Annotated in this window: 18 protein-coding genes; 12 read left to right on the top strand and 6 right to left on the bottom strand. The window is 44.4% G+C overall.

The annotated features are described in order from the left end of the window. Positions 1-63: 63 nt before the first annotated feature. The 3 genes from pilB to nadC form a co-directional block, all read right to left on the bottom strand. Positions 64-1,749, bottom strand: a complete 1,686-nt coding sequence (gene pilB / locus PMAL9190_RS12870) for a type IV-A pilus assembly ATPase PilB (protein WP_087845540.1) — start codon at positions 1,747-1,749, stop codon at positions 64-66. A gap of 3 nt (positions 1,750-1,752) precedes the next feature. Next, complete coding sequence (locus tag PMAL9190_RS12865) at positions 1,753-2,199, bottom strand: pilin (protein ID WP_087845539.1); 447 nt, start codon at positions 2,197-2,199, stop codon at positions 1,753-1,755. A 581-nt stretch (positions 2,200-2,780) separates the two neighbouring features. Then, the gene (gene nadC, locus PMAL9190_RS12860) at positions 2,781-3,668 is read right to left on the bottom strand and encodes a carboxylating nicotinate-nucleotide diphosphorylase (RefSeq protein WP_087845620.1); all 888 of its coding nucleotides are present in this window, start codon (positions 3,666-3,668) and stop codon (positions 2,781-2,783) included. 625 nt (positions 3,669-4,293) lie between these two features. Between nadC and ampD the strand changes: the two genes are divergently transcribed. From ampD to acnB, 6 genes are all read left to right on the top strand, one after another. Then, a complete protein-coding gene (gene ampD / locus PMAL9190_RS12855; protein WP_087845538.1) occupies positions 4,294-4,839 on the top strand; it encodes a 1,6-anhydro-N-acetylmuramyl-L-alanine amidase AmpD in 546 nt (181 codons plus the stop codon). Between the two features lie 320 nt (positions 4,840-5,159). Beyond that, positions 5,160-5,933, top strand: a complete 774-nt coding sequence (gene pdhR / locus PMAL9190_RS12850; protein ID WP_087845537.1) for a pyruvate dehydrogenase complex transcriptional repressor PdhR — start codon at positions 5,160-5,162, stop codon at positions 5,931-5,933. A 76-nt stretch (positions 5,934-6,009) separates the two neighbouring features. Continuing rightward, on the top strand, positions 6,010-8,676 hold the full coding sequence (gene aceE, locus PMAL9190_RS12845; RefSeq protein ID WP_087845536.1) for a pyruvate dehydrogenase (acetyl-transferring), homodimeric type: 2,667 nt from the start codon (positions 6,010-6,012) through the stop codon (positions 8,674-8,676). Positions 8,677-8,688: 12 nt separating this feature from the next. Then, positions 8,689-10,575 (top strand): pyruvate dehydrogenase complex dihydrolipoyllysine-residue acetyltransferase, encoded by a 1,887-nt coding sequence (gene aceF, locus PMAL9190_RS12840; RefSeq protein WP_087845535.1) that lies wholly within the window; start codon positions 8,689-8,691, stop codon positions 10,573-10,575. Between the two features lie 196 nt (positions 10,576-10,771). Beyond that, positions 10,772-12,199: a dihydrolipoyl dehydrogenase gene (gene lpdA / locus PMAL9190_RS12835; protein WP_087845534.1), complete on the top strand. Its 1,428-nt coding sequence runs from the start codon at positions 10,772-10,774 to the stop codon at positions 12,197-12,199. A gap of 318 nt (positions 12,200-12,517) precedes the next feature. After that, the gene (acnB, locus tag PMAL9190_RS12830; RefSeq protein WP_087845533.1) at positions 12,518-15,115 is read left to right on the top strand and encodes a bifunctional aconitate hydratase 2/2-methylisocitrate dehydratase; all 2,598 of its coding nucleotides are present in this window, start codon (positions 12,518-12,520) and stop codon (positions 15,113-15,115) included. A 112-nt stretch (positions 15,116-15,227) separates the two neighbouring features. Here acnB and PMAL9190_RS12825 read toward each other — a convergent pair whose 3' ends face one another. The 3 genes from PMAL9190_RS12825 to PMAL9190_RS12815 form a co-directional block, all read right to left on the bottom strand. Next, positions 15,228-16,361: a glycerate kinase gene (locus PMAL9190_RS12825; protein ID WP_087845532.1), complete on the bottom strand. Its 1,134-nt coding sequence runs from the start codon at positions 16,359-16,361 to the stop codon at positions 15,228-15,230. 15 nt (positions 16,362-16,376) lie between these two features. Continuing rightward, positions 16,377-17,642, bottom strand: a complete 1,266-nt coding sequence (locus PMAL9190_RS12820) for a GntP family permease (protein ID WP_087821170.1) — start codon at positions 17,640-17,642, stop codon at positions 16,377-16,379. Positions 17,643-17,772: 130 nt separating this feature from the next. Next, positions 17,773-18,930 (bottom strand): sugar diacid recognition domain-containing protein, encoded by a 1,158-nt coding sequence (locus PMAL9190_RS12815; RefSeq protein WP_087845531.1) that lies wholly within the window; start codon positions 18,928-18,930, stop codon positions 17,773-17,775. Between the two features lie 94 nt (positions 18,931-19,024). Here PMAL9190_RS12815 and PMAL9190_RS12810 point away from each other — a divergent pair, with 94 nt between their 5' ends. The 6 genes from PMAL9190_RS12810 (at position 19,025) to PMAL9190_RS12785 (ending at position 25,230) form a co-directional block, all read left to right on the top strand. Further along, positions 19,025-19,393, top strand: a complete 369-nt coding sequence (locus PMAL9190_RS12810) for a YacL family protein (RefSeq protein ID WP_087845619.1) — start codon at positions 19,025-19,027, stop codon at positions 19,391-19,393. 192 nt (positions 19,394-19,585) lie between these two features. Next, entirely contained in the window at positions 19,586-19,924 is a 339-nt protein-coding gene (glnK, locus tag PMAL9190_RS12805; protein ID WP_087845530.1) for a P-II family nitrogen regulator, read from the top strand. A gap of 50 nt (positions 19,925-19,974) precedes the next feature. Next, a complete protein-coding gene (locus PMAL9190_RS12800; protein ID WP_087845529.1) occupies positions 19,975-21,204 on the top strand; it encodes an ammonium transporter AmtB in 1,230 nt (409 codons plus the stop codon). Positions 21,205-21,379: 175 nt separating this feature from the next. Then, entirely contained in the window at positions 21,380-22,393 is a 1,014-nt protein-coding gene (locus tag PMAL9190_RS12795; protein WP_087845528.1) for a Fe(3+) ABC transporter substrate-binding protein, read from the top strand. Between the two features lie 171 nt (positions 22,394-22,564). Beyond that, on the top strand, positions 22,565-24,193 hold the full coding sequence (locus PMAL9190_RS12790) for an ABC transporter permease (RefSeq protein WP_087845527.1): 1,629 nt from the start codon (positions 22,565-22,567) through the stop codon (positions 24,191-24,193). Then, positions 24,193-25,230, top strand: a complete 1,038-nt coding sequence (locus PMAL9190_RS12785; protein WP_087845526.1) for an ABC transporter ATP-binding protein — start codon at positions 24,193-24,195, stop codon at positions 25,228-25,230. The genes PMAL9190_RS12790 and PMAL9190_RS12785 overlap by 1 nt, the downstream gene beginning before the upstream one ends. Positions 25,231-25,234: the final 4 nt, after the last annotated feature.

Below are 25,234 nucleotides of genomic sequence, written 5' to 3'. Positions count from 1 at the left end.
TTAGTTAGCAGGGAAAGTGAAATACGTCTGGCTTGAATGTGATAGCGAGCTCTGTTGACGCAGTTAAAGTTGTAGCACCCGTTGCAGTTCGGTCAGGCTAGTAATACCTGCAACCAGTTTATCGATACCTGATTCTCGTAGCCGCTGCATACCTTGGCTGGCGGCAATATCTTCAAGTTGTAAGCTGGTGGCGTTTTGCATTAATGCTTCGGCGATCTCACGGCTAAATTGCATCACCTCATAGATACCGACTCGCCCGACATAGCCTTTGTTGCAATCATCACAGCCTTCTTTATGGGCCTGAAAGACGCTGGTATTTAGTGGTAGTTGTAACCGCTCACAGGTGAGATCATCTAACTGATGAGGCTGTTTGCAGTGATTACATAACCGTCGCGCTAGCCGTTGAGCAATGATCAAACTTAATGATGAGGCGAGGTTAAAATCTTCAACCCCCATATTGGTTAAACGGGTAATGGTTTCAGCGGCGGAGTTGGTGTGCAGGGTGGATAACACCAAGTGGCCAGTTTGGGCTGCTTTAACTGCAATTTCAGCCGTTTCAAGGTCACGAATTTCGCCGACCATTACCACATCGGGATCTTGGCGCAGAAATGATCGCAGTGCTTCGGCAAATCCAAGTCCAGCTTGATTGTTGATCTGAACTTGGTTAATGCCTTGAAGGTTGATCTCAACCGGATCTTCGGCGGTGGAAATATTACGCTCATCGGTATTTAAAATACTGAGCCCGGTATATAGCGATACTGTTTTACCGCTTCCCGTGGGGCCCGTCATGAGAATCATCCCTTGCGGGCGCTGAAGAGCATTTAAATACGCCTGCTTTTGCGCATCGCTGTAACCTAAAATATCAATGTTTAAGCTGGCACTGGAGCTGTCTAAAATTCGCAGCACCACTTTTTCACCCCACAAGGTCGGTAGGGTTGAAACCCGCAAATCAATGGCCAGTGCGTCAGATAACTTAAGCTTAATTCGTCCATCTTGCGGTTGACGACGCTCGGCAATATTGAGCTTTGACATCACCTTTAAACGGGTTGATAACCGCCGCGAGAGGGTTGCAGGTGGCGTGGCATGCTGATGTAAAATACCGTCACAGCGAAATCGAATGCGATAGCTGGTTTCATAGGGCTCAAAGTGAATATCTGACGCTTTACGGCGCAAAGCATCCATTAACACTTGGTTGATATAGCGAGTAACCGGAGCGCTGTCTTGGCTTAAATCAGTGGCTTCATCAACCTCAAGTTCGTTGATATCAATGAGGTTACCAAGATCTTCATCGCTGATTTGACGGCTGCTGCCGACATCACCAATGTCACTGCCATAAACCCGTCGAATCGCGGATTCTAGTTGCTTATTGTCTAATAATAATGGTTCAACGTTCTTACCAATGGCGAAGCGAAACTCATCTTGAGCATCGACATTGGTAGGATCGCTAAGGCCAACAAAAAGGGTACAGTTGTCTTGTGCCAGTGGCAGAATACGATGACGTAATACCAGCTCACGTTGGTAGACACTTTGGCAACAACCTTGAAAGTCATAGTGGTGAACATCAACCCGATCAAGATTGAACAGGTGTGACAATGAACGCGCCAGTTCATCATCTTGCATGATCCCCAAACGGGTAATGGCGGTCGGGACATTGATCCCTTCCGCCTGTACCGACGCGACGATTTGTTGTTCCTGCTCGCGGCTGATTAACTCAGCTTGGAACAGGATCGAAGCGAGATTGGTTTGCATGGGTTAGTTTTTTGGATCTGGTGCTGTTGACTCACAGCCTTTAATTTCTATACCAATTATATTATGGACGCATTGCCATACTCCGTTTGTATCAGCAGTTTTTTGGTAAGTAATTGTTGAATTCTCAGGTAAAGAGCTTGAGTCTTTATTAAAAGTAAAAACGAATGATCCTTCATCCTTAGAGTCAAATTCAGGTGCACCAATTGTTCCTAGTGAATTAGCATCGTCTATTGTTCCTATATCAACTAGAGTTATTTCTGTTTCAACTCCATGATCTTGGGTGTGGGCTTCTAAGGGAGTAATTAACGCTTTCATGGTTGCCATTGCTGATGCTACTTCACTTTTAGTTACGTAGTTTTTATAAGCTGGAATTGCGACTGCTGATAACACACCGATGATCGCCACTACGATCATCAATTCAATAAGGGTAAAGCCTTGTTGCTTTTTCATTTTCCATTCCTTGAAAGTGTAATTCGCACTGTGCGAATCAAAAGGGATAGTGCTGTGGCACATAGCATAAAAGGCTTAAGGTATTGATTGAATAAGGGCTAGAAAATTGCTCGGTTGAGTTTGAATTATTTATTGAGTTGTTGCATAAGTTGCAAAATAGTGCGGGAGTTAAGGCGCAGAAAAGGAGCTGGGGGCGAGTGGCGAGATCAAGAGTAGCGAGATCAAGAGTAGCGAGGGAGAGTAGGGGCGAGAATTAGAGTGGCGAGATCAAGAGTTGCGAGATCAAGAGTTGCGAGGGAGAGGTTATTATCCGTCATCTCGGAAGTTGAGGTACGAAACTATCCGTGATCTACTCACCGCGTGATTGAGCCTTAAAGAAATTAATAAATTCAATGACTCTACAACGCGCGGTAAGTAGATTTCCTATCGCCCTCGTGGGCATTCACTGTAGGGAATGACGGGTTACTCGTTAGGGGCGAGATAAAAACAGCGCTTCCTCGGCCCTCGAAAACTAATAACCTCGATCCTCTATACCTGCTCTTCCTCGAAAACGAATAACCTCGCCTCTCGAAAACTGTGTTCTAGATGAACCTCATCGACAAATCCATTGCTCGCACATGTTTCGTTAGCGCGCCGACGGAAATATAATCCACCCCAGTTAACGCGCACTGGCGAATATTGGCGAGGGTAATATCACCTGAGTTTTCCAGTGCCGCGCGACCGGCGTTAATCTTTACCGCTTCACGCATCATCTCGAGGCTGAAATTATCCAGCATAATAATATCGGCGCCGGCATTAATTGCTTGTTCTAACTCGGCGAGCGACTCGGTTTCTATTTCAACTGGTTTACCAGGGTTTAACTGCTTAGCGGTGGCAATCGCTTTTTCAATCCCGCCACAAGCCATAATGTGATTTTCTTTGATCAAATAGGCATCAAACACCCCAATGCGATGGTTAAAACCACCACCACAACTGACCGCATATTTAAGTGCACTGCGCAGCCCCGGAATGGTTTTTCGAGTGTCTAATAGGCGAGTGTTAGTGCCTTGCAGTTGATTAACATATTCGGCGGTAAGGGTCGCACAGCCTGATAAGGTTTGAATAAAATTCATTGCGTTACGCTCACCGGTCAGCAAAACCCGTGATGGGCCACTTAGGCTACATAACACTTGATTGGGTTTAACCACTTCACCATCGCTAACATGCCACTCAATCACCACTTCACCGCCTAATTGAGCAAACACTTCATCAGCCCACAGTTGACCACAAAAAACACCATATTCACGAGTGATAATAGTGGCGTTGCTGTAACTATCCGCGGCAATTAAATTGGCTGTAATATCGCGGCTGGCATCAATCTCGCCACCTAAATCTTCACGCAGAGTATCAGCCACAGCGCGAGTGATTTCGAGTGGTAATTGTTGCTTAAGGTAAGCAAGGCGGGCAGTGCTGTCGTGTTTGTTTTCCATCGCTGTCATGTCGTATCCATTGCATGAGTTTGCCGGTAAATAAATTACCGCGAGTGATAATTAAAGCATACAGGGAATAGATTCAGTTTTCGAGGGGCGAGGGAAAGCAGGGGCGAGTTGCGAGTGACGAGGTTAAGAGTTGTGAGGGGAGCAGGGGCGAGTTGCGAGGGGCGAGGTTAAGAGTTGTAAGGGGGAGCAGAGGCGAGTAGCGAGTGACGAGATTAAGAGTTGTGAGGGGAGCAGAGGCGAGTTGCGAGTGGCGAGATTAAGAGTTGTGAGGGGAGCAGGGGGGAGTTGCGAGTGACGAGATTAAGAGTTGTAAGGGGGAGCAGAGGCGAGTAGCGAGTGACGAGATTAAGAGTTGTGAGGGGGAGCAGAGGCGAGTTGCGAGTGACGAGATTAAGAGTTGTGAGGGAAAGTAGGGGGCGTATGGGATCTTTTTTTCTGTGGCTCTTTACAGGGGGGGCGTTTTAGTTTTTTCTACGATACACGATACACGATACACGATACACGATACACGATACACGATACACGATACACGATACACGATACACGATACACGATACACGATACACGATACACGATACACGATACACGATACCTATCCTTATACTTTGAGGTTGATATGACTTTAACCATTAACAGCGACCATTGGCTTGATAACGTAAAGCGCGTGCCATCCCCCTTTTGTGATGCGCGCCCTGATGATGAGGTGTCTTTGCTGGTGGTGCATAACATTAGTTTGCCACCGGGTGAATTTGGCGGACCTTACATTGAGCAGTTATTTACCGGTCAGCTTGATCCTAACGAACATGCTTATTTCGCATTAATTCATCAGTTTCGAGTCTCAGCTCACTGCCTGATCCGCCGTGATGGCAGTATTATTCAGTTCGTGCCGTTTAATGCGCGCGCATGGCATGCGGGTGTTTCTTGCTTTGAAGGACGGGACAAATGTAACGACTATTCAATTGGAATTGAGCTTGAAGGCTGTGACTATTTACCTTTCACTGCCAGCCAGTATGAAACTCTAACCCCCCTTAGCCAAAAAATTATGCAGCACTATCCAGCGATCACTCGTCAGCGAGTTACCGGGCATGAATTTATTGCACCTGGACGTAAAACAGATCCTGGATTGGTGTTTGACTGGTCTTACTATAAAAAACAGCTATAAAAGCCAGCGATGAGCGATTATTTATTATTAATGACGGGCTATATTATTGATAAAAAGCGCAAATATCGCATTGGTCATGGTGGCATATTGGGTGCGTGTAGCGACTAACTGTAGTTTTATTGGGTGGTAAATGTTGGTATTGGTTGGTTTTGATGTGTATTTTTTGTTAAGTGATTCTGGTTCTATGATTTCAATCAAGTTGAATGTGGACTTTTGAGATTATTTCTGTAAACTTTCCACGTCAGCAAATTGGTAATACCAATTACCCGTATTGTTAGTTTTGTTATGAAGCAGATTGATTATAAGAAGCATTCATCATAATGACATATAAACGCATTCGCCAACCTAAACTTTGTGATGCTATCGAGCAAGAACTGGAGTGTTTGATTGTTGAGGGAACATTATCACCCGGGCAACAATTACCGCCAGAGCGTGAATTGGCAAAACAATTTGATGTTTCTCGACCATCAGTACGCGAAGCGATTCAACGCTTAGAAGCCAAACATTTACTGACGCGTCGTCAAGGTGGCGGTACCTTTGTTACTGATAATTTATGGAAAAGTTTTTCTGAGCCACTGCTTGATTTATTAGCAGCCCACCCAGAAACACAATTAGATTTAGTTGAAGCGCGCCATGCGCTAGAGGGATTAGCGGCATATTATGCTGCCCTGCGTGGTAATGACGATGATTTCAATCGTATTAAAGATTGTCATGTGCACATTCAGCAAGCTCAGCAGCAAGGCGATGTAGCCGCAGAAGCAACGGCGGTGATGCAATATCTTATTGCGGTCACAGAGTCAGCGCATAATGTGGTGTTACTGCACATTATTCGCAGTTTAGCGCCCTTGTTAGAGCAGAACGTATTACAGAATTTTGAACACCTTAATCGTCGTCAAGAGGTGGTGGATAAGGTGAGTCAACATCGAGCCAATATTGTGGAGGCGATTGTTTCTAGAAGGCCAGAAAAGGCACGTGAAGCATCGCATGCACATTTGGCTTACATTGAGGAGACATTGTTGGATTTATCGCGAGAAGATAGCAGACGTCAACGCTCTCTCCGTCGAATTCAACAACGCAAGGACGGGCTTGACTAGGGTTCTTTATCAGCCAAAGACCTGTGCAAGTCGCGACATTGTTAGTTTAGTAAATTATAACGAAAGGATAGATCGCATGTCTGAAGTCATGAAGAGTGACGTGGATGCACTGGAAACTCAAGATTGGTTAGAAGCGCTTGAGTCAGTAGTCCGTGAAGAAGGTGTTGAACGCGCCCAGTACCTACTTGAAAAAGTATTGGATAAAGCACGTTTAGACGGTGTTGATATGGCTACAGGCATCAACACTAATTACGTTAATACGATCCCTGCAGAGCAGCAACCTGCTTACCCAGGTGATATTACGCTAGAGCGTCGTATCCGTTCTATCATCCGTTGGAACGCGATCATGATCGTATTGCGTGCATCGAAGAAAGATTTAGACCTAGGCGGCCACATGGCGTCTTACCAGTCTGCTTCTGCTTTCTACGAAGTATGTTTTAACCACTTCTTCCGCGCACCTAATGACGTTGATGGCGGCGATTTGGTTTATTACCAAGGTCACATCTCTCCTGGTATTTACTCGCGTGCATTCGTTGAAGGTCGTTTAACGGCTGAGCAACTAGATAACTTCCGTCAAGAAGTTGATGGTAAAGGTATCCCTTCATACCCACACCCTAAGTTAATGCCTGAGTTCTGGCAGTTCCCGACGGTATCTATGGGTCTAGGTCCTATCTCTGCGATCTACCAAGCGCGTTTCCTTAAATATTTAGAAGGCCGTGGTCTTAAAGACACTTCAGCGCAACGTGTTTACGCGTTCCTAGGTGACGGCGAGATGGATGAGCCAGAATCACGTGGTGCGATTTCTTTCGCTGCGCGTGAGAAGCTAGATAACCTATGTTTCCTTATCAACTGTAACCTGCAGCGTCTAGATGGCCCGGTTATGGGTAACGGTAAGATCATTCAAGAGCTAGAAGGCCTATTTAAAGGTGCTGGCTGGAATGTGGTTAAAGTGATCTGGGGTAACAACTGGGATTCACTACTAGCAAAAGACACCACAGGTAAGTTACTTCAGTTAATGAACGAAACTATCGATGGTGACTACCAGACATTTAAATCTAAAGATGGTGCTTACGTACGTGAACACTTCTTTGGTAAGTACCCTGAGACTGCAGCACTGGTTGCTGACATGACGGATGAGCAAATCTTTGAACTGAAACGTGGTGGTCACGATTCATCAAAACTATTTGCAGCATTTACTAATGCGAAAGAGACTCAAGGTAAACCAACGGTTATTCTTGCTAAAACTGTCAAAGGTTACGGCATGGGTGAAGCTGCTGAAGGTAAGAACATTGCTCACGGCGTGAAGAAAATGGACATGACTCATGTTCAATATCTACGTGATCGTTTAGGTCTACAAGATCTTATCTCTGACGAAGCAATTAAATCATTGCCTTACCTAGAACTTGAACAAGGTTCTGCAGAGTACAACTACTTGCATGCTCGTCGTGAAGCACTACTAGGTTACACACCTAAGCGTAACCCTAACTTCACTCAAGAATTTAAAGTACCTGAGCTAGAAGAGTTCGCACCATTATTGGTTGAGCAAAAGCGTGAAATCTCTACCACTATGGCTTACGTTCGTACGCTAAATATTCTATTGAAAGATAAGAATATCGGTAAGAACATCGTGCCTATCATCTGTGATGAAGCACGTACCTTTGGTATGGAAGGTCTGTTCCGTCAAGTGGGTATCTACAACCCAGCGGGTCAAACTTACACGCCAGAAGACCGTGGCGTTGTTTCTTACTACAAAGAAGCAAACTCAGGTCAGGTACTGCAAGAAGGTATCAACGAATTAGGTTCAATGGCATCTTGGGTTGCTGCTGCAACATCATACAGCACTAACAACCTACCAATGATTCCATTCTACATCTACTACTCAATGTTCGGCTTCCAACGTGTTGGCGACATGGCGTGGATGGCTGGTGACCAACAAGCGCGTGGTTTCCTATTAGGTGCTACTGCAGGTCGTACGACTCTGAACGGTGAAGGTCTACAGCACGAAGATGGCCACTCACACATCATGGCTAACACTGTACCTAACTGTATCTCTTACGATCCAACGTTTGCTTATGAGCTAGCGGTTATCATGCAAGACGGTATTCGTCGCATGTACGGTGAAAATCAAGAGAACATTTATTACTACCTAACAGTAATGAATGAAAACTACGCTATGCCTGCTATGCCAGAAGGCGCAGAAGAAGGTATTCGTAAGGGTATCTACAAGCTTGAGTCTTACGCGGGTAACAAGTCTAAGGTTCAGTTAATGAGCTCTGGTACTATCATGAACGAAGTCCGTGCAGCTGCTCAAATCCTAAGTGATGACTACGGCGTAGCGTCTGATGTTTACTCAGTAACCTCATTCAACGAATTGACTCGTGACGGTCAAGATGCTGAGCGTTACAACATGCTACACCCACAAGCAGAGCAAAAAGTACCTTACATCACCACGGTTATGGGTTCTGAGCCTGCCATCGCTGCGACTGACTACATGAAGAACTACGCAGAACAAGTTCGCGCGTTCATGCCTTCTGAGTCATTTAAAGTACTGGGTACTGATGGCTTTGGTCGTTCAGACAGCCGTGCAAACCTACGTCGTCACTTTGAAGTTAATGCTGGCTACGTTGTTGTTGCTGCACTTTCTGAATTGGCAAAACGTGGTGACATCGAGAATTCTGTAGTTGTAGATGCAATTGCTAAATTCAACATTGACGCAGACAAGATCAACCCGCTATACGCGTAAGAGGCAAATATAATGGCAATCGAAATTAATGTACCTGACATCGGTGCGGATGAGGTTGAAGTAACTGAGATTCTTGTTAGCGTTGGCGACAAGGTTGAAGAAGAGCAATCACTGATCACTGTTGAAGGCGATAAAGCATCAATGGAAGTGCCTGCTTCACAAGCGGGTATCGTTAAAGAAATTAAAATCGCGGTTGGTGACACAGTATCTACTGGTTCATTGATCATGATCTTTGAAGCTGAAGGCGCAGCGGCAGCAGCACCTGTAGCAGAAGCAGCACCTGTTGCCGCGCCTGTGTCAGCTGCAGCGGCTGAGCTGAAAGAAGTACACGTGCCTGATATCGGCGGTGATGAAGTTGAAGTAACTGAAATCATGGTTGCTATCGGCGACAGCATCGAAGAAGAGCAGTCACTACTTACTGTTGAAGGCGATAAAGCATCAATGGAAGTACCAGCCCCGTTTGCTGGTGTATTAAAAGAAATCAAAATTGCAGTTGGCGATAAAGTATCAACTGGTTCATTAGTGATGATTTTTGAAGTTGCTGGCTCTGCGCCAGTAGCGGCTCCTGCTCAAGCGGCAGCACCTGTTGCAGCGGCGCCTGCGGCATCTGCAGCGAAAGAAGTTAACGTGCCAGATATCGGTGGTGACGAAGTAGAAGTGACTGAAATCATGGTCGCTGTTGGCGATACCGTGGAAGAAGAGCAATCGCTAATCACTGTTGAAGGTGACAAAGCTTCTATGGAAGTACCTGCACCATTCGCTGGTACCGTTAAAGAAATCAAGATCGCAGAAGGCGATAAGGTTTCTACTGGCTCGCTAATTATGGTGTTTGAAGTTGCTGGCGCAGCACCGGTTGCCGCTCCTGTAGCTCAAGCGGCAGCACCTGCTCCTGTAGCAGCACCTGCGGCGGCTCCAGCTCAAGCAGCTCCTGCGGCAACAACGGGCGACTTTGAAGAAAACAACGATTATGCACATGCATCACCTGTTGTTCGTCGTTTAGCGCGTGAGTTTGGGGTTAACCTTGCGAAAGTTAAAGGTACTGGCCGTAAGAACCGCGTTCTTAAAGAAGACGTACAAAACTTCGTTAAAGAAGCACTTAAGCGTTTAGAATCTGGTGCTGCAGCATCGGCTTCTGGTAAAGGTGACGGTGCGGCTCTTGGTCTACTACCTTGGCCAAAGGTTGACTTCAGCAAGTTTGGTGACACAGAAGTTAAGCCACTGTCTCGCATTAAGAAGATCTCTGGCGCTAACCTGCACCGTAACTGGGTAATGATCCCTCACGTTACACAGTGGGATAACGCAGATATCACAGCACTTGAAGCATTCCGTAAAGAGCAGAATGCTATCGAAGCGAAGAAAGATACCGGCATGAAGATCACACCACTTGTGTTCATCATGAAAGCGGCTGCTAAAGCACTGGAAGCATTCCCTTCATTCAACTCTTCTCTATCTGACGATGGCGAGAGCTTGATTCTGAAGAAATACGTCAACATCGGTATCGCAGTAGATACGCCAAACGGCCTAGTTGTTCCTGTATTTAAAGATGTGAACAAGAAAGGTATCTACGAGCTTTCAGAAGAGCTAATGGCTATTTCTAAGAAAGCACGTGCTGGTAAGCTAACGGCATCTGATATGCAAGGCGGCTGTTTCACTATCTCAAGCCTAGGTGGCTTAGGTGGTACTGCGTTCACGCCAATCGTGAATGCACCAGAAGTAGGTATCCTTGGTGTATCTAAGTCTGAAATGAAGCCAGTATGGAACGGTAAAGAGTTTGAACCGCGTCTACAACTGCCATTATCACTGTCATACGATCACCGTGTGATTGATGGTGCAGAAGGTGCACGTTTCATTACTTACCTAAATGGTTGTCTATCAGACATCCGTCGTTTGGTACTATAAGGTTTCACATCCACAACGCCATGCCTACTCTGCGTAGGCATGGAATTGTTGTTTAGCTCACAGGCTGCGGTAATTTATTTTTCATCCTATTAACATTTCGATAAACTTGTTAATCAGTTGGACGGTAAATTTAGCATTTTAAAGAACAGCATTGCTGATAGCCTGTTAGGGATAAAAGACTTACAACGAGGTCATGATGAGCAAAGAAATTAAAGCCCAAGTAGTGGTGTTGGGTTCAGGCCCTGCAGGTTATTCTGCGGCATTCCGTTGTGCAGACTTAGGTCTAGATACGGTTCTAATCGAAAAATACAATACTCTAGGCGGCGTATGTCTAAACGTCGGCTGTATTCCATCAAAAGCTCTACTTCACGTAGCGAAAGTTATTGAAGAAGCAAAAGCGATGGCGGAACATGGCGTGATTTTCGGTGAGCCACAAACCGATATTAATAAAATCCGTCTATGGAAAGATAAAGTAATTACCCAACTGACTGGCGGTCTTGGCGGTATGGCTAAGATGCGTAAAGTTAACGTGGTTAACGGTTACGGTAAATTTACTGGCCCTAATTCAATCGTTGTTGAAGGTGCTGATGGTCAAACCACAGTAACATTTGACAATGCAATTATCGCTGCGGGTTCACGCCCAATCGAACTACCATTTATTCCGCATGAAGACCCACGTATTTGGGATTCAACAGATGCGCTAGAGCTTAAAGAAGTACCTGAGAAGTTACTTGTTATGGGCGGCGGTATCATCGGTCTTGAAATGGGTACGGTTTACCACGCGCTAGGTTCTGATATCGACGTTGTTGAGATGTTCGATCAAGTTATTCCTGCAGCTGATAAAGATATCGTTAAAGTCTTCACTAAGCGTATTGCAAAGAAATTCAACCTAATGCTAGAAACGAAAGTGACAGCAGTTGAAGCGAAAGAAGACGGCATTTACGTATCAATGGAAGGCAAAAAAGCCCCAGCTGAGCCAGTGCGTTACGATGCCGTGCTAGTGGCTATCGGTCGTGTACCAAACGGTAAACTGATCGACGCTGAAAAAGCGGGTATCAATGTTGATGAGCGTGGCTTTATTAACGTTGATAAGCAACTACGTACTAACGTTGCTCACATTCATGCGATTGGTGACGTTGTTGGTCAACCAATGCTAGCGCACAAAGGTGTGCATGAAGGTCACGTAGCGGCTGAAGTTATTGCGGGTAAGAAGCACTACTTCGATCCTAAAGTTATTCCTTCAATTGCCTACACAGAGCCAGAAGTGGCGTGGGTAGGTAAGACAGAGAAAGAAGCAAAAGCTGAAGGCCTAAACTACGAAGTTGCTACTTTCCCATGGGCTGCATCTGGCCGTGCTATCGCATCTGATTGTGCCGATGGTATGACTAAGATGATCTTTGATAAAGACACGCACCGTGTTATCGGTGGTGCTATCGTTGGTACTAACGGTGGTGAATTGTTAGGTGAAATCGGTCTAGCGATCGAGATGGGTTGTGATGCAGAAGATATTGCATTAACGATTCATGCTCACCCAACACTGCACGAGTCAATTGGTCTTGCAGCAGAAGTATTTGAAGGTTCAATCACTGACCTGCCAAATGCAAAAGCAGTAAAGCGTAAGTAAAATTCGCTTCACTTGCTCGGTTAACTAAAAAGCGCCTGATTGGCGCTTTTTTTGTGGCTGCTAGTTAGCGTTTAACCAACATTAATTGTTCTTAGGTAGCGTTCTTAGTACGACAAACTTACAATTTTGTGAATGTTGTAAAACATCGATTCATTTTAAATTTAAGTTAAAAGTGATATGGTGTTTAACAGTTTATCTCTCTGATTTATAGCTAAGGCGTCGAATTTATAATAAACGTCAATGATTGATTAGGGAGAGATCATTCAACTTCCAAGGATGTTCGACGTTATCGTTGAGCCAATATATGAGGAATATGTCGTGCTAGAAGCCTACCGTAAACACGTCGCAGAACGTGCGGCTGAAGGGGGTGTTGCCCAGCCGCTCAATGCTGAACAGGTTGCAGCTCTGATTGAGCTATTAAAAAACCCACCGCAAGGTGAGGAAGCCGCATTACTGGATTTATTAGAAAATCGAATTCCACCGGGTGTGGATGAAGCCGCGTATGTTAAGGCTGGTTTTCTCGCTGCGATCACGACTGGCGAGGCTCAATCGCCATTGGTTAGTAAAGCGAAAGCAGCGCAATTATTAGGTACTATGCAAGGTGGTTATAATATTGAGCCACTGATTGCATTACTTGATGATGCTGAATTAGCGCCAATTGCAGTGACGGCGCTATCACATACATTATTAATGTTTGATGCATTTTATGATGTTGAGCAAAAAGCCAAATCAGGCAATGCTTTTGCCGAGCAAGTGCTGCAATCTTGGGCTGATGCCGAGTGGTTCTTGTCTAAACCTGCGCTTGCTGAAAAAATTACTCTAACTGTGTTTAAGGTCAGTGGTGAAACTAATACTGATGACTTATCACCAGCCCCTGATGCATGGTCGCGACCAGATATTCCATTGCATGCATTAGCAATGTTGAAAATTGAGCGTGAAGGGATCACGCCAGATCACGCTGGCTCTGTTGGTCCAATTACTCAAATTGAAGCGTTAAAACAGCTCGGTCATCAATTAGTTTATGTTGGTGATGTGGTAGGTACTGGCTCTTCGCGTAAGTCGGCGACTAACTCAGTATTGTGGTTTATGGGCGATGATATTCCTTATGTACCAAATAAGCGCGCCGGTGGTTATGTATTAGGTGGCAAGATTGCGCCGATCTTCTTTAATACCATGGAAGATGCTGGTGCATTGCCGATTGAGGTCGATGTTAGCAAGCTAGCGATGGGTGATGTAATTGATGTCTACCCATTTAAAGGTGAAGTGCGTCGTCATGATAGCGATGAATTAGTATCAACCTTTAAACTTAAAACTGATGTCCTGATTGATGAAGTTCGTGCTGGTGGTCGAATTCCATTGATCATTGGTCGTGGTTTAACCGATCGTGCCCGTCAAGCATTGCACTTACCTGCTTCTGATGTCTTCCGTCGTCCGGTTGCTGTTGAAGATAGCGGTAAAGGTTATACCCTCGCACAGAAGATGGTTGGTAAAGCCTGTGGGGTTGAAGGTATTCGTCCTGGCACGTATTGTGAGCCAAAAATGACCACTGTCGGATCGCAAGATACTACCGGCCCGATGACCCGTGATGAGCTGAAAGACTTAGCTTGTTTAGGCTTCTCAGCCGATCTAACCATGCAGTCATTCTGTCATACCTCAGCCTATCCAAAACCGATTGATGTTAATACTCACCATACTTTGCCTGATTTTATTATGAACCGTGGTGGTGTCGCTTTACGTCCTAAAGATGGCGTGATTCACTCATGGCTTAACCGCATGTTATTGCCAGATACCGTCGGTACTGGTGGTGATTCACATACCCGTTTCCCATTGGGGATTTCATTCCCTGCTGGCTCTGGTTTGGTGGCATTTGCTGCAGCAACAGGTGTAATGCCACTTGATATGCCAGAGTCAGTGTTAGTGCGCTTTAAAGGTGAGATGCAGCCGGGGATCACCCTGCGTGATTTAGTGCATGCGATTCCTTATTTCGCGATTCAGCAAGGGCTACTAACGGTTGAAAAATCAGGCAAGATCAATGAATTCTCAGGGCGTGTACTTGAGATTGAAGGGGTTGAACACTTAACAGTAGAGCAGGCATTTGAACTTTCTGATGCATCGGCAGAGCGTAGTGCTGCGGGTTGTACCGTTAAGCTATCGCCAGAGTCGATCACCGAATATTTAAATTCTAACATTGTGATGCTGAAGTGGATGATCGCTGAAGGTTATGGTGATCGTCGTACCATTGAACGTCGCATTACCGCGATGGAAGCATGGTTAGCTAACCCTGAGCTGATGACGGCAGATAAAGATGCTGAATATGCGCATGTGATCGAGATTGATCTGGCAGATATTAAAGAGCCAATTTTATGTGCGCCAAATGATCCTGATGACGCGCGTTTGTTATCAGAAGTACAAGGCACGCCAATTGACGAAGTATTTATTGGTTCATGTATGACGAACATTGGTCATTTCCGTGCCGCAGGTAAATTACTTGAGAAATTTGGTGGTCAATTAGATACACGTTTATGGGTTGCACCGCCAACTAAGATGGATCGTGATCAACTGATCGAAGAAGGATATTACGGTATCTTTGGTCGCGCAGGGGTGCGGGTTGAAACGCCTGGGTGTTCATTGTGTATGGGTAACCAAGCACGAGTGAAAGACAAAGCAACGGTTATGTCGACTTCAACTCGTAACTTCCCTAACCGCTTAGGTAATGGCGCTAACGTGTACTTATCTTCTGCAGAATTAGCCGCTGTTGGGGCAATTTTAGGACGGATTCCAACCATGGATGAATACCTAACTTATGCTCAGCAAATTGATGCAACTGCGGCAGATACTTATCGTTACCTTAACTTTGATCACATGGCTGATTACACCAATAAAGCCGAGGAAGTGATCATTCAGCAACCCGCTTAATAGCCGTTGTTGGTGATGTAACGCTCAGTAAATAAAACGCTAGATAAACCAACGCCGCGACTAATCGCGGCGTTGTTATTAGGGCTATGTCAATATTGGGGGAATGTAAATATTAACGACCTAAACAATACATTGCAGCGACATTACGCGCAGTTAATTCAACGTTGATTGCCGCATCCTTAAAGGCTTGTTCAAGATTCATTGCTGCAGGCACAATACTAAATACCGCATCGATCCCGTGTTGATGGACAACCCCACAATCTTGGCTTAAACAACCTGCAATACCAATCACAGGCTTGTTAAATTTCTTGGCTGTACGAGCAACTCCAATCGGCGTTTTGCCATGAATAGTTTGGCTATCAATTCGGCCTTCGCCAGTGATCACGAGATCAGCATCTTTTACAATTGTCTCTAAATTAACCGCATCAATCACGATCTCGATCCCCGAGCGTAATTGGGCGTTAAATAGACCTAATAAGGCCGCTCCCATACCGCCAGCGGCACCTGCACCTGCCATATGCTTAACATCAATGGCTAAGTCACGGTGCATGATTGCGGCATAGTGAGCAAGGTTTTTATCGAGTTCAACCACCATTGCAGGGGTGGCTCCTTTTTGAGGTCCAAACACCTGTGATGCACCTTTAGGACCACAAAGTGGATTATCAACATCACATGCAACTTCAAGTTTGATGGTAGCGAGACGCGGATCGATGTGGCTGATATCTATCGTCGCCAACTGTGCCAGTGCTTGACCACCAAACCCTAAAGGCTGACCATTGCTGTCTCGTAGTTGTACACCAAGCGCTTGCGCCATACCGATACCGCCGTCATTAGTGGCACTGCCACCGATACCGACAATAATATGCTCAACGCCATGATCGAGTGCCGCTAGAATTAATTCGCCAGTACCATAACTGGTGGTGAGCAGTGGATTACGTTGCTCAGGGGTAACTAGGTGCAAGCCCGATGCCGCCGCCATTTCAATCACGGCGGTTTTGCCATCACCCATAATGCCAAAGAAGCCTGGTACTTGTTCACCTAAAGGTCCAGTGACTGCGTGCTGAATAATGGTGCCGTTAGTGGCGTCAATCAGTGATTGTACTGTGCCTTCACCACCATCAGCCATTGGCAATTTAATGTATTCGGCAGTTGGCATCACTTGGCGAAAACCGGTTTCAATCGCGGTTGCCACTTCCATTGCGGTTAGGCTTTCTTTGTATGAGTCAGGAGCAATAATAATTTTCATAATCAATCAGCCTTGTTAAATTGTGAAGCCAAATACACCAAAGATAAGAGTCGATACTGTCGCTATCATTAAGCCGACCGCTGTTTCGTAAGGGATCAGTTTTAAGCGTTCATGCATGTCCATGTGAACGGAACCACCAGTAGCATGGAAGAAGCTACCGTGAGGCATATGGTCAAATACTGTCGCACCAGCATGGATCATCGCCGCGCCAGCAATTGCAGGGACACCTAATTCTAAAATCGTGTGACTAAATACGCTTGACGCTACAGCCGTACCTGCGGTTGTTGAGGCGGTTGCTAACGACATCATTGCACCAGAAATTGGTGCTAATAAATAAGACGGTAATCCTGATGCCGTTAACACATCAATCAAGCCGGTTTTTAAGCCTGAGTTGGCGATAATACCTGCTAGTGTTCCGGTACCAAGTAACATCACAGCCACTGGTGCCATACGGTTTAAGCCCGATACCGCAAAGTGGTTAGTGTCACGAAAACGCTTCATGGCAATGGCGCCCATCAAACCACCTAAAGGCAATGCAATTAGCGGATCAACATTAATGCCAGCAATAGGGCGTAGGGCTAATAATGCGATAGCAACCAGCGGTGCAACAATAGCGGTCGCAAAAGAGGGTAAGCGGCTAAAATCAACATCAATCACTTCATGGGCTTGAACTTTACTGCCTTTATTCACTAATTTTTTGGCAATAAAATAGGCAAATAACATTCCACACAAACCGGGAATAACACCCGCGGCCATCACCGATGTTAGTGGAACATGAAATGCATCCGCTGCAGCAATTGAGTTTGGATTGGGCGACATTACGTTACCTGCTTTACCGCCACCAACCATCGCCAGCAAAATCGCCATTTTGGAGAGATCTGCACGACGGGCAATTGCCAATGCAATCGGCGCAACAGTAATAACCGCTACATCCACAAATACCCCTACCGCAGTAAGGATCATCGTCGCCATCGCCAGCGCTAATAACGCTCGCGTTTCACCGACTTTTTTAACAATGGTTTCGGCAATGGAGGTCGCGGCTCCAGATTCAATTAATACTCCCGCTAACACACCTGCTGCGAGAATACGTAATACTGCGGTGACAATGCCTTGTGCGCCACCAATCATCATGGTCACGGTATCAGTTAAAGAGATGCCACCAACAATGCCGCCAACCAGAGCACCAATGATCATGCCATAAGCGGGTGGTACGCGTTTTAAGATCAGTCCGATTGCGACGATCAGTGCAGCAACTGCACCAAGGGTGGATACTTCAACCATGTTCCATTCCAGTGAAAAGTTAAGATGGGCTGCACTGTAGTGAATTTTGACGGTGGAAGCTTTAGGCAAACGAACAAATAAACTGCGCTTACTTTGCTTGTAAATTGTGCAAATGCACAAAAGTAACCAATTATGACTGACTGATGACTGCTAAATACAAGCGAGTGATATCACTTATCTTATTGATTTTTAAGTTTGTTATTTGCTCTATTTTATCAAGTCGGTAGCGCAGAGTATTACGATGAATATGTAGTACTTGGCATGTTTGAGCTAAATCACAATTTTGATCAAAAAATGCGGTCAGGGTTTTTATTAAGCTGCCACGGGGATCATGGCTGTGGAGTTTTTCAAGTGGAGCTTGCAATTGTTGATAACGCCAAGGCTCTGCTTTTATTTGATTAAGCAGTACTGGCAAAATATGATCTTGGTAAAAAAACACCTGCTGTTGAGTATATTGATGACTATTGAGGGCTGCTTCCATGGTTGCTGAGGCTGTTAAATAAGACTGCGCTAGACCATGAATTGTTGGAAAATAATCACCTAATGCGATTTTAATACTGTAGTTAGCCTCTTTGCCGATGCGTTTAAGCAGTTTATAAACCCGCTTTTGTTCAAGATCACGTGACCAACCATCATCAGTCACAGTAATAGGCTTTAGCACTACCACTTCATTACGAGAAACGGAACTGATAGCGACTAAGTTATCACGCTCAGGGTATTCAAGCAGATGGACTAAATGCTGCAGGTTCTCTAAAGAAAAAGCTGCGCCATCTTGAGGTAATACTTTGATGATGGTTGCAATTCGAGGTTGTTGTAATTCGATTTCAAGCCGTTCAGCAATGGTTGTTAGTTGGACATCATCTAAATTGGTGTCATTGATTAACTGCATTACCAGTTCTTCACGGTGGCGCTTATGCCATTCAACTTGGGTCATTAAAGCGGCTTGCTCAACAATCAGCTCTGCCGTCATTTTAACTAATTCACCATAGTTACGTACGTCATCGGGATCACCTGAGATACCTACCACACCAATGGCTTGTTGCTGAAATATAATCGGTAGATTAATACCAGGCTTAACGCCTTGTAATTGCTGCGCAGTGGCGTGATCTATTTCTATAATATGGTGATTATTCAGTGCCAAAATCGCACCGTCATGTTTTTGATGCAAACGGCGAGGATCGCCAGATCCAATAATACGACCGTCGCTATCCATTACATTGACTGAATGCTTAATGATTTTCATGGTACGAGCGACGATTTGTCGAGCAATAGTGGTATTGAGTTGCATTTTAGTGACAGATCCTGACAATGGGCGCCAAGCGCATTCTGCTGGCAGTTTAGCAGTTAACAACAAAAATGATCATAGATGGGGTACTAAAGGTATGGATTACGAGTTTAAAAAAAATACCTTGGACGGTAGTTATCATGCCATTTTTTCAATGGGCCATGAAGTCTTAGGCCGTTGGATCATTGATGAGCTAGGCAAGGATGTCGATAAAATAGATATGATAATGGATCAACTTAGTGCATTGAAAAATAGCACTAAAGAGTGGCGCTTATCGGGTGAAGAGCTGACATTATGTTTACAAGATAATGAAGCTTTAGTTCAAGCTAACTGCTTGTTTTCAGAAGAGGATGAAGATTTTGAAGAAGATCTGCATTTTTATGATGAAGAAAGTATGTCGGTATGTGGCTTTGAAGATTTATCCCAAGTATTAGCGGCATGGCGAGCATTTGTGATCCGTTTCTAGTCGCGTGATTTATCAGTAGTAATAAAATGCCACATCACAGTGAAAAGGCTGCACCTCTATGGTGCAGCCTTTTTTTGTTGGGGCCAATAAATTAAGAAATATACATATTAAACAGTAACTTAAATAGTTGGCATGATGATTGTTTGTTGTTTAACCATCACGAAGAGGAATACCAGAGTTAAGGAGCAAATCATGAAAATAATTAATGCGATTATTAAGCCATTTAAATTAGATGATGTTCGCGAAGCGTTATCCGACGTTGGCGTTGAAGGGATGACAGTATCGGAAGTTAAAGGTTTCGGCCGTCAAAAAGGCCACACCGAACTTTATCGTGGCGCTGAATATCAAGTCGATTTTCTACCAAAAGTAAAATTAGAAATTGCTACTCAAGCAGAAAACTTAGATGACATTGTCGATGCCATCAGTAAGGCAGCGCAAACTGGCAAAATCGGGGACGGTAAAATTTTTGTTTATGATCTTGAACATGCTGTGCGTATTCGTACCGGAGAGGTCGATCGGGAAGCGCTTTAACCACAGTCAATAGCAAGATAATGAAAACAAGTTATTAGGGGAAGGTAACCATGGAATTATCAGCGACAGTAATTGAACTACGTTATGCACTCGATACATTTTTCTTTCTGATTTCAGGTGCATTAGTGATGTGGATGGCAGCAGGTTTTGCAATGTTAGAAGCCGGGCTAGTTCGTTCAAAGAACACGACTGAAATATTGACCAAGAATTTTTGTTTGTACGCCATTGCGTGTACCACATTTTTATTAGTTGGCTACAACATTATGTATGTCGACAACAGTGCGGGTGGCTGGCTACCGTCGTTTGGTGCACTGATAGGTTCACAAGCCGAAGGCGCCGACCACTCTTTAGAATCCGATTTCTTTTTTCAGGTTGTCTTCGTCGCTACAGCAATGTCTGTTGTCTCTGGTGCGGTTGCTGAGCGCATGAAATTATGGTCTTTTTTACTGTTTTCAGTGGTGCTTACTGGATTAATTTATCCGATTGAAGGGTATTGGACATGGGGTGGTGGCTTCCTTGCTGAAGCGGGTTTTAGTGACTTTGCAGGTTCAGGTATTGTGCATATGGCCGGTGCTGCGGCAGCATTAGCAGGTGTTTTATTGCTGGGCGCTCGAAAAGGTAAATATGGTAAGAATGGTGAGATCAATCCGATTCCGGGGTCAAATATGCCATTAGCCACGTTAGGTACCTTTATTTTATGGTTTGGTTGGTTTGGTTTTAATGGTGGTTCACAGTTAATGATCTCTGACTTTGAAAATGCATCAGCGGTTGGCCAAATATTCTTAAACACCAATGCTGCAGCCGCTGCGGGAGCGATCATTGCACTGGCAGTATGTAAAACCATGTGGGGTAAGGCTGATTTAACCATGATTCTTAATGGTGCATTAGCTGGCTTAGTTGCAATAACGGCTGATCCATTGTCACCGTCACCACTGGCTGCTGTTGCTATTGGTGGTGTTGCTGGCGCATTAGTGGTGTTTAGTATTATTGGCTTTGATAAGGTAAAAATTGATGATCCTGTCGGTGCGATTTCAGTTCACGGTGTATGTGGTGTGTTTGGCTTAATGATGGTGCCATTGAATAATCCTGATGCAGCATTTATGACTCAGCTTTTTGGTGCGGTAGTTATCTTTGGGTGGGTCTTTGGTGCTAGCCTAGTGGTTTGGGGCATTTTAAAATTCACTATTGGTATTCGTGTTAGTGAAGATGAAGAGCTTGAAGGTATGGACTTACATGACTGTGGTGTAGATGCTTATCCTGAATTTGTTAGTTTAAAGTAGTAATAATAGCGCTATTTAGCAGCTATTAAAGTCAAAAAAAGCGTCACCGTTAGCGGTGGCGCTTTTTTGTAATGAAGTGTTACAGCTTGATTGTGTTCACAGCCGAAAACCGTATAATCTGCATTAATCTAATTGAGAAACATTATCATTACATTTTGCATTAAGGGATTTAGCAATGAAGAAACTTTTAGCTACAGCAGTTTTATTGGGCTTAGCTGCACCTCAAGTCGCTACTGCTGCTGAAGAAGTCAACGTCTACTCGTACCGTCAGCCTTTCCTTGTTGAACCAATGTTTAATGAGTTCACTAAAGAAACCGGTATTAAAGTTAACGTTAAGTTTGCTAAAGCGGGTATTGCTGAAAAATTACAGCAAGAAGGTGAATATAGTCCAGCTGACGTGGTATTAACCACCGATATTAGTCGTTTGGTTGAGCTGTCAGATAAGAAGCTGGTTCAGCCAGTCGATAGCAAAATCATTGATGCTAACATTCCTGCACAGTTCCGTGATAATGAAGACGAGTGGTTTGCACTAACATTGCGTTCTCGTAATGTATATTCATCAAAAGATCGCGTTGGTAAATTACCTGCTTCTTTTGATTACAGTGATTTAGCAAAACCGGAGTGGAAGGGTAAACTTTGTACTCGTTCTGGTAAGCACCCATACAACGTATCACTTGTGTCAGCAATGATTGCCCATAACGGTGAAGCTGAAACTAAAACATGGCTAGAAGGCGTAAAAGCTAATTTAGCCCGTAAACCTCAAGGTAATGATCGCGGCCAAGTACAGGCGGTTAAAGAAGGTTTATGTGATATCGCGATTGGTAACAGTTACTACCTTGGCAAAATGGTTAACGATCCAAACCAAAAGGCATGGGCTGAAGCGGTTGAGATTAACTTTCCAGGTCAACAAGGTAACGGCACTCACGTAAACGTCAGCGGTATGGCGATGGCGAAGTACGCACCTAACAAAGATAACGCACTGAAGTTAATGGAATTCTTAACGGCAACGACTGCACAGCAAATGTATGCAGAAGTGAACTACGAATACCCAGTTAAAGCAGGCGTTAAGCGCTCTGAGCTAGTGGCATCATGGGGTGAATTTAAAGCCGATGATGTATCACTTGATGAAGTTGCTCAATATCATCAAGCTGCAATCAAACTACTGGATGAAGTGAAGTTTGATCTGTAATTAGTTACAAAATAAATGGGGCTTTAAGCCCCATTTTTTCGTTTAACTTAGTCTATTTTGCAATAAGTTGTGGTAGCTTCTCATGCCTTGCTTACAGTGAATTTATTTACTGACAAAGTGGCCTGAGATTGCAGGCTTAAATATATTGAAAAACGTACTAAGTAGTAGTAAATGAAAGAAAAGTTTTTATTTTGGCGGATTAGTAGCTGGTTATTAGGTTCGCTGTTAGTACTACCGATTATCGCGATATTCATTACCGCCATGGGTAATTCCGATCAAGTATTTTCACACTTGATGAATACAGTGATGTCTACTTACGCATTAAATACCCTTGGGCTGGTGGTTGGTACTGTATTACTGACATTAGTGTTTGGGCTTCCTTGCGCGTGGTTAATGGCAATGTGTCGTTTACCCGGCGAAAGAATACTTCAATGGGCACTTATTCTTCCCCTCGCAATGCCCGGTTATATTGTTGGCTACCTTTATACTCATTGGTTTGATTACGCTGGCCCTATTCAAATTTGGCTGCGTGAGCGCTTTGGTTGGCAACAGGTTAGCGATTATTGGTTTCCTGACTTACGTTCTCTATGGGGCGCGTGTTTTGTACTCGCTTTAGTACTTTACCCCTATGTCTATTTATTAGTACGCGCAGCTTTTATGGAACAAAGTAATAACTTACTTCAATCAGCACGCTTACTTGGGTGCTCGCCATGGCAAAGTTTTAGGCGCATTTCACTGCCATTAGCGCGGCCAGCAATTGCCGTTGGCGTGTCATTAGTGGCGATGGAAGCGTTAGGTGACTTTGGTACTGTCAGTTACTTTGCGTTAAATACGCTGACGACGGCGGTTTATGACACTTGGCTTGGTTACTCTAATCTGAATGCAGCCGCTAAAATTTCCGCGATTATGTTACTGGTGATTTTTTTACTGATCAGTAGTGAGCGTTTTAGCCGCCGTAAACAAAAAATGTTTCAACAGCAATGTGGTAACGATAGCCATACTAAATATCAACTTACAGGTTGGAAAAAATGGTTAGCTGTTGGTTGGTGTTGGGGATTGGTCGGTTGTGCATTTCTGTTACCAATGTTGCAATTGGTTGTTTACGCTATCGATTACTTTGCTCAAAGCTGGACCGAGCAATTTAAGAATTATAGTGTAAACAGCTTAATGGTGTCGTTGGCAGCGGCGATATTTGCGGTGTTATTAGCCTTGATAGTTAATTTTTATCAGCGCTTAGATGGTCGCAGTATTAGCACTGTGCCAATGCGATTAGCGTCATTAGGTTATGCTGTACCGGGGACAGTATTGGCGATTGGAGTGATGATTCCGTTAACCAGTGGTGATCACTTGGTCAATGATATCGCGCGAAGTTTAGATCTGGGTCGTCCGGGGCTGATTTTCTCTGGCACTATGTTTGCGATTATTTTTGCTTTTGTCGTGCGCTTTGCTGCGGTTGCTATCGGTAGCATTGAGACGAGTTTAGTTAAAATTCCACCGTCATTAGATATGGCTGCTAAAACCATGGGCTATGCATCGACAGCGATGTTACGTAAGGTGCATTTACCATTGATTCGACGGGGGTGTTTAATTGCAGGCTTGCTGGTATTTATTGAATCAATGAAAGAGCTTAATGCTGCAATATTATTACGACCGTTTAATTTTGAAACTTTAGCCACTTATGTGTTTAACTTCGCCTCTGATGAGCAATTAGAAGTTGCTGCTTTTCCGGCAATTTTATTGGTTATTGTTGGATTAATTCCACTGGTGATGGTTAACCGTTCTTTGGAGCAAAAACACTGATGAAACATGCATTGTCTGTCACCGATCTTAGCTGTAGCTACCATGGACAGCCGATATTACAAGATCTATCGTTAGCGGTTGAGCGTGGTGAAATCGTGTGCTTGCTTGGCGCCAGTGGCTGCGGTAAAACCACGTTATTGAAAGCGATTGCGGGATTATTACCGCTGACTCAGGGACGAATTGCGATCAATGATCGTAGCATTGTTGATCAGTCACTGTGCTTGCCACCTGAGCAACGTAATATCGGAATGATATTTCAAGATTACGCGTTATTTCCGCATTTAACCGTGGCTGAAAATATTGCATTTGGTTTGCGTCATTGGGATAAGGCACGAGTCGCCGCTAAAATTCAGCAAATGTTAGCACTGGTGCATTTAACTGAACTGGATGATCGTTATCCGCATCAACTTTCTGGCGGTCAACAGCAACGTGTAGCGATTGCACGTGCGTTAGCCAACGAGCCTGATTTGATCTTATTGGATGAACCATTTTCAAATATTGATACTCAAGTTCGTCATAGTTTGATTCGAGATATTAGGCAGATATTTAAAGACCAAGGTGTGACGGCTATTTTTGTTACTCACAGCCGTGAAGAAGCGTTTGCTTTTGCAGATAAAATGGCGGTAATGAATCATGGTGTGATTGAACAATTTGGTACCGCAACTGAGCTTTATTACCAGCCAAGTAGCCGCTTTGTAGCTGAGTTTTTGGGGGTGGGTTCTTATTTACCAGCCACTGTTACAGCTAATCAGCAGCTAAATACGCCATTTGGAGCGTTAGCATTAGCGGCACAGCAAAAATTGGCGCAGACAACAGATGTGGATTGGTTACTACGACCACAGCATTTAGCGGTGATCCCTGAGGATGATGGTTTAGCAGTCATTATTGAACAACAGTTTATGGGTGACAGCTGTCGCTATGTTGTTGAATTTGAAGGGTATAAATTAGTGGTTAATTCTAATTTATTATTGAATGTTGGTCAGCGAGTAACTATCAGTGTTACGCCGCATCAGCCGGTTATTTTCGCACCAGCTTAACAAC

This window comes from Photobacterium malacitanum, from assembly GCF_900185615.1.
Lineage (GTDB): Bacteria > Pseudomonadota > Gammaproteobacteria > Enterobacterales > Vibrionaceae > Photobacterium > Photobacterium malacitanum.
This window is presented reverse-complemented; position numbering and strand designations above follow the sequence as displayed.

Excerpts from the sequence above, each read along its gene's own strand:
- pilB (WP_087845540.1), bottom strand. The coding sequence starts at position 1,749 with ATGCAAACCAATCTCGCTTCGATCCTGTTCCAAGCTGAGTTAATCAGC.
- PMAL9190_RS12865 (WP_087845539.1), bottom strand. The coding sequence starts at position 2,199 with ATGAAAAAGCAACAAGGCTTTACCCTTATTGAATTGATGATCGTAGTG.
- nadC (WP_087845620.1), bottom strand. The coding sequence starts at position 3,668 with ATGGAAAACAAACACGACAGCACTGCCCGCCTTGCTTACCTTAAGCAA.
- ampD (WP_087845538.1), top strand. The coding sequence starts at position 4,294 with ATGACTTTAACCATTAACAGCGACCATTGGCTTGATAACGTAAAGCGC.
- pdhR (WP_087845537.1), top strand. The coding sequence starts at position 5,160 with ATGACATATAAACGCATTCGCCAACCTAAACTTTGTGATGCTATCGAG.
- aceE (WP_087845536.1), top strand. The coding sequence starts at position 6,010 with ATGTCTGAAGTCATGAAGAGTGACGTGGATGCACTGGAAACTCAAGAT.
- aceF (WP_087845535.1), top strand. The coding sequence starts at position 8,689 with ATGGCAATCGAAATTAATGTACCTGACATCGGTGCGGATGAGGTTGAA.
- lpdA (WP_087845534.1), top strand. The coding sequence starts at position 10,772 with ATGAGCAAAGAAATTAAAGCCCAAGTAGTGGTGTTGGGTTCAGGCCCT.
- PMAL9190_RS12825 (WP_087845532.1), bottom strand. The coding sequence starts at position 16,361 with ATGAAAATTATTATTGCTCCTGACTCATACAAAGAAAGCCTAACCGCA.
- PMAL9190_RS12820 (WP_087821170.1), bottom strand. The coding sequence starts at position 17,642 with ATGGTTGAAGTATCCACCCTTGGTGCAGTTGCTGCACTGATCGTCGCA.
- PMAL9190_RS12815 (WP_087845531.1), bottom strand. The coding sequence starts at position 18,930 with ATGCAACTCAATACCACTATTGCTCGACAAATCGTCGCTCGTACCATG.
- PMAL9190_RS12810 (WP_087845619.1), top strand. The coding sequence starts at position 19,025 with ATGGATTACGAGTTTAAAAAAAATACCTTGGACGGTAGTTATCATGCC.
- glnK (WP_087845530.1), top strand. The coding sequence starts at position 19,586 with ATGAAAATAATTAATGCGATTATTAAGCCATTTAAATTAGATGATGTT.
- PMAL9190_RS12800 (WP_087845529.1), top strand. The coding sequence starts at position 19,975 with ATGGAATTATCAGCGACAGTAATTGAACTACGTTATGCACTCGATACA.
- PMAL9190_RS12795 (WP_087845528.1), top strand. The coding sequence starts at position 21,380 with ATGAAGAAACTTTTAGCTACAGCAGTTTTATTGGGCTTAGCTGCACCT.
- PMAL9190_RS12790 (WP_087845527.1), top strand. The coding sequence starts at position 22,565 with ATGAAAGAAAAGTTTTTATTTTGGCGGATTAGTAGCTGGTTATTAGGT.
- PMAL9190_RS12785 (WP_087845526.1), top strand. The coding sequence starts at position 24,193 with ATGAAACATGCATTGTCTGTCACCGATCTTAGCTGTAGCTACCATGGA.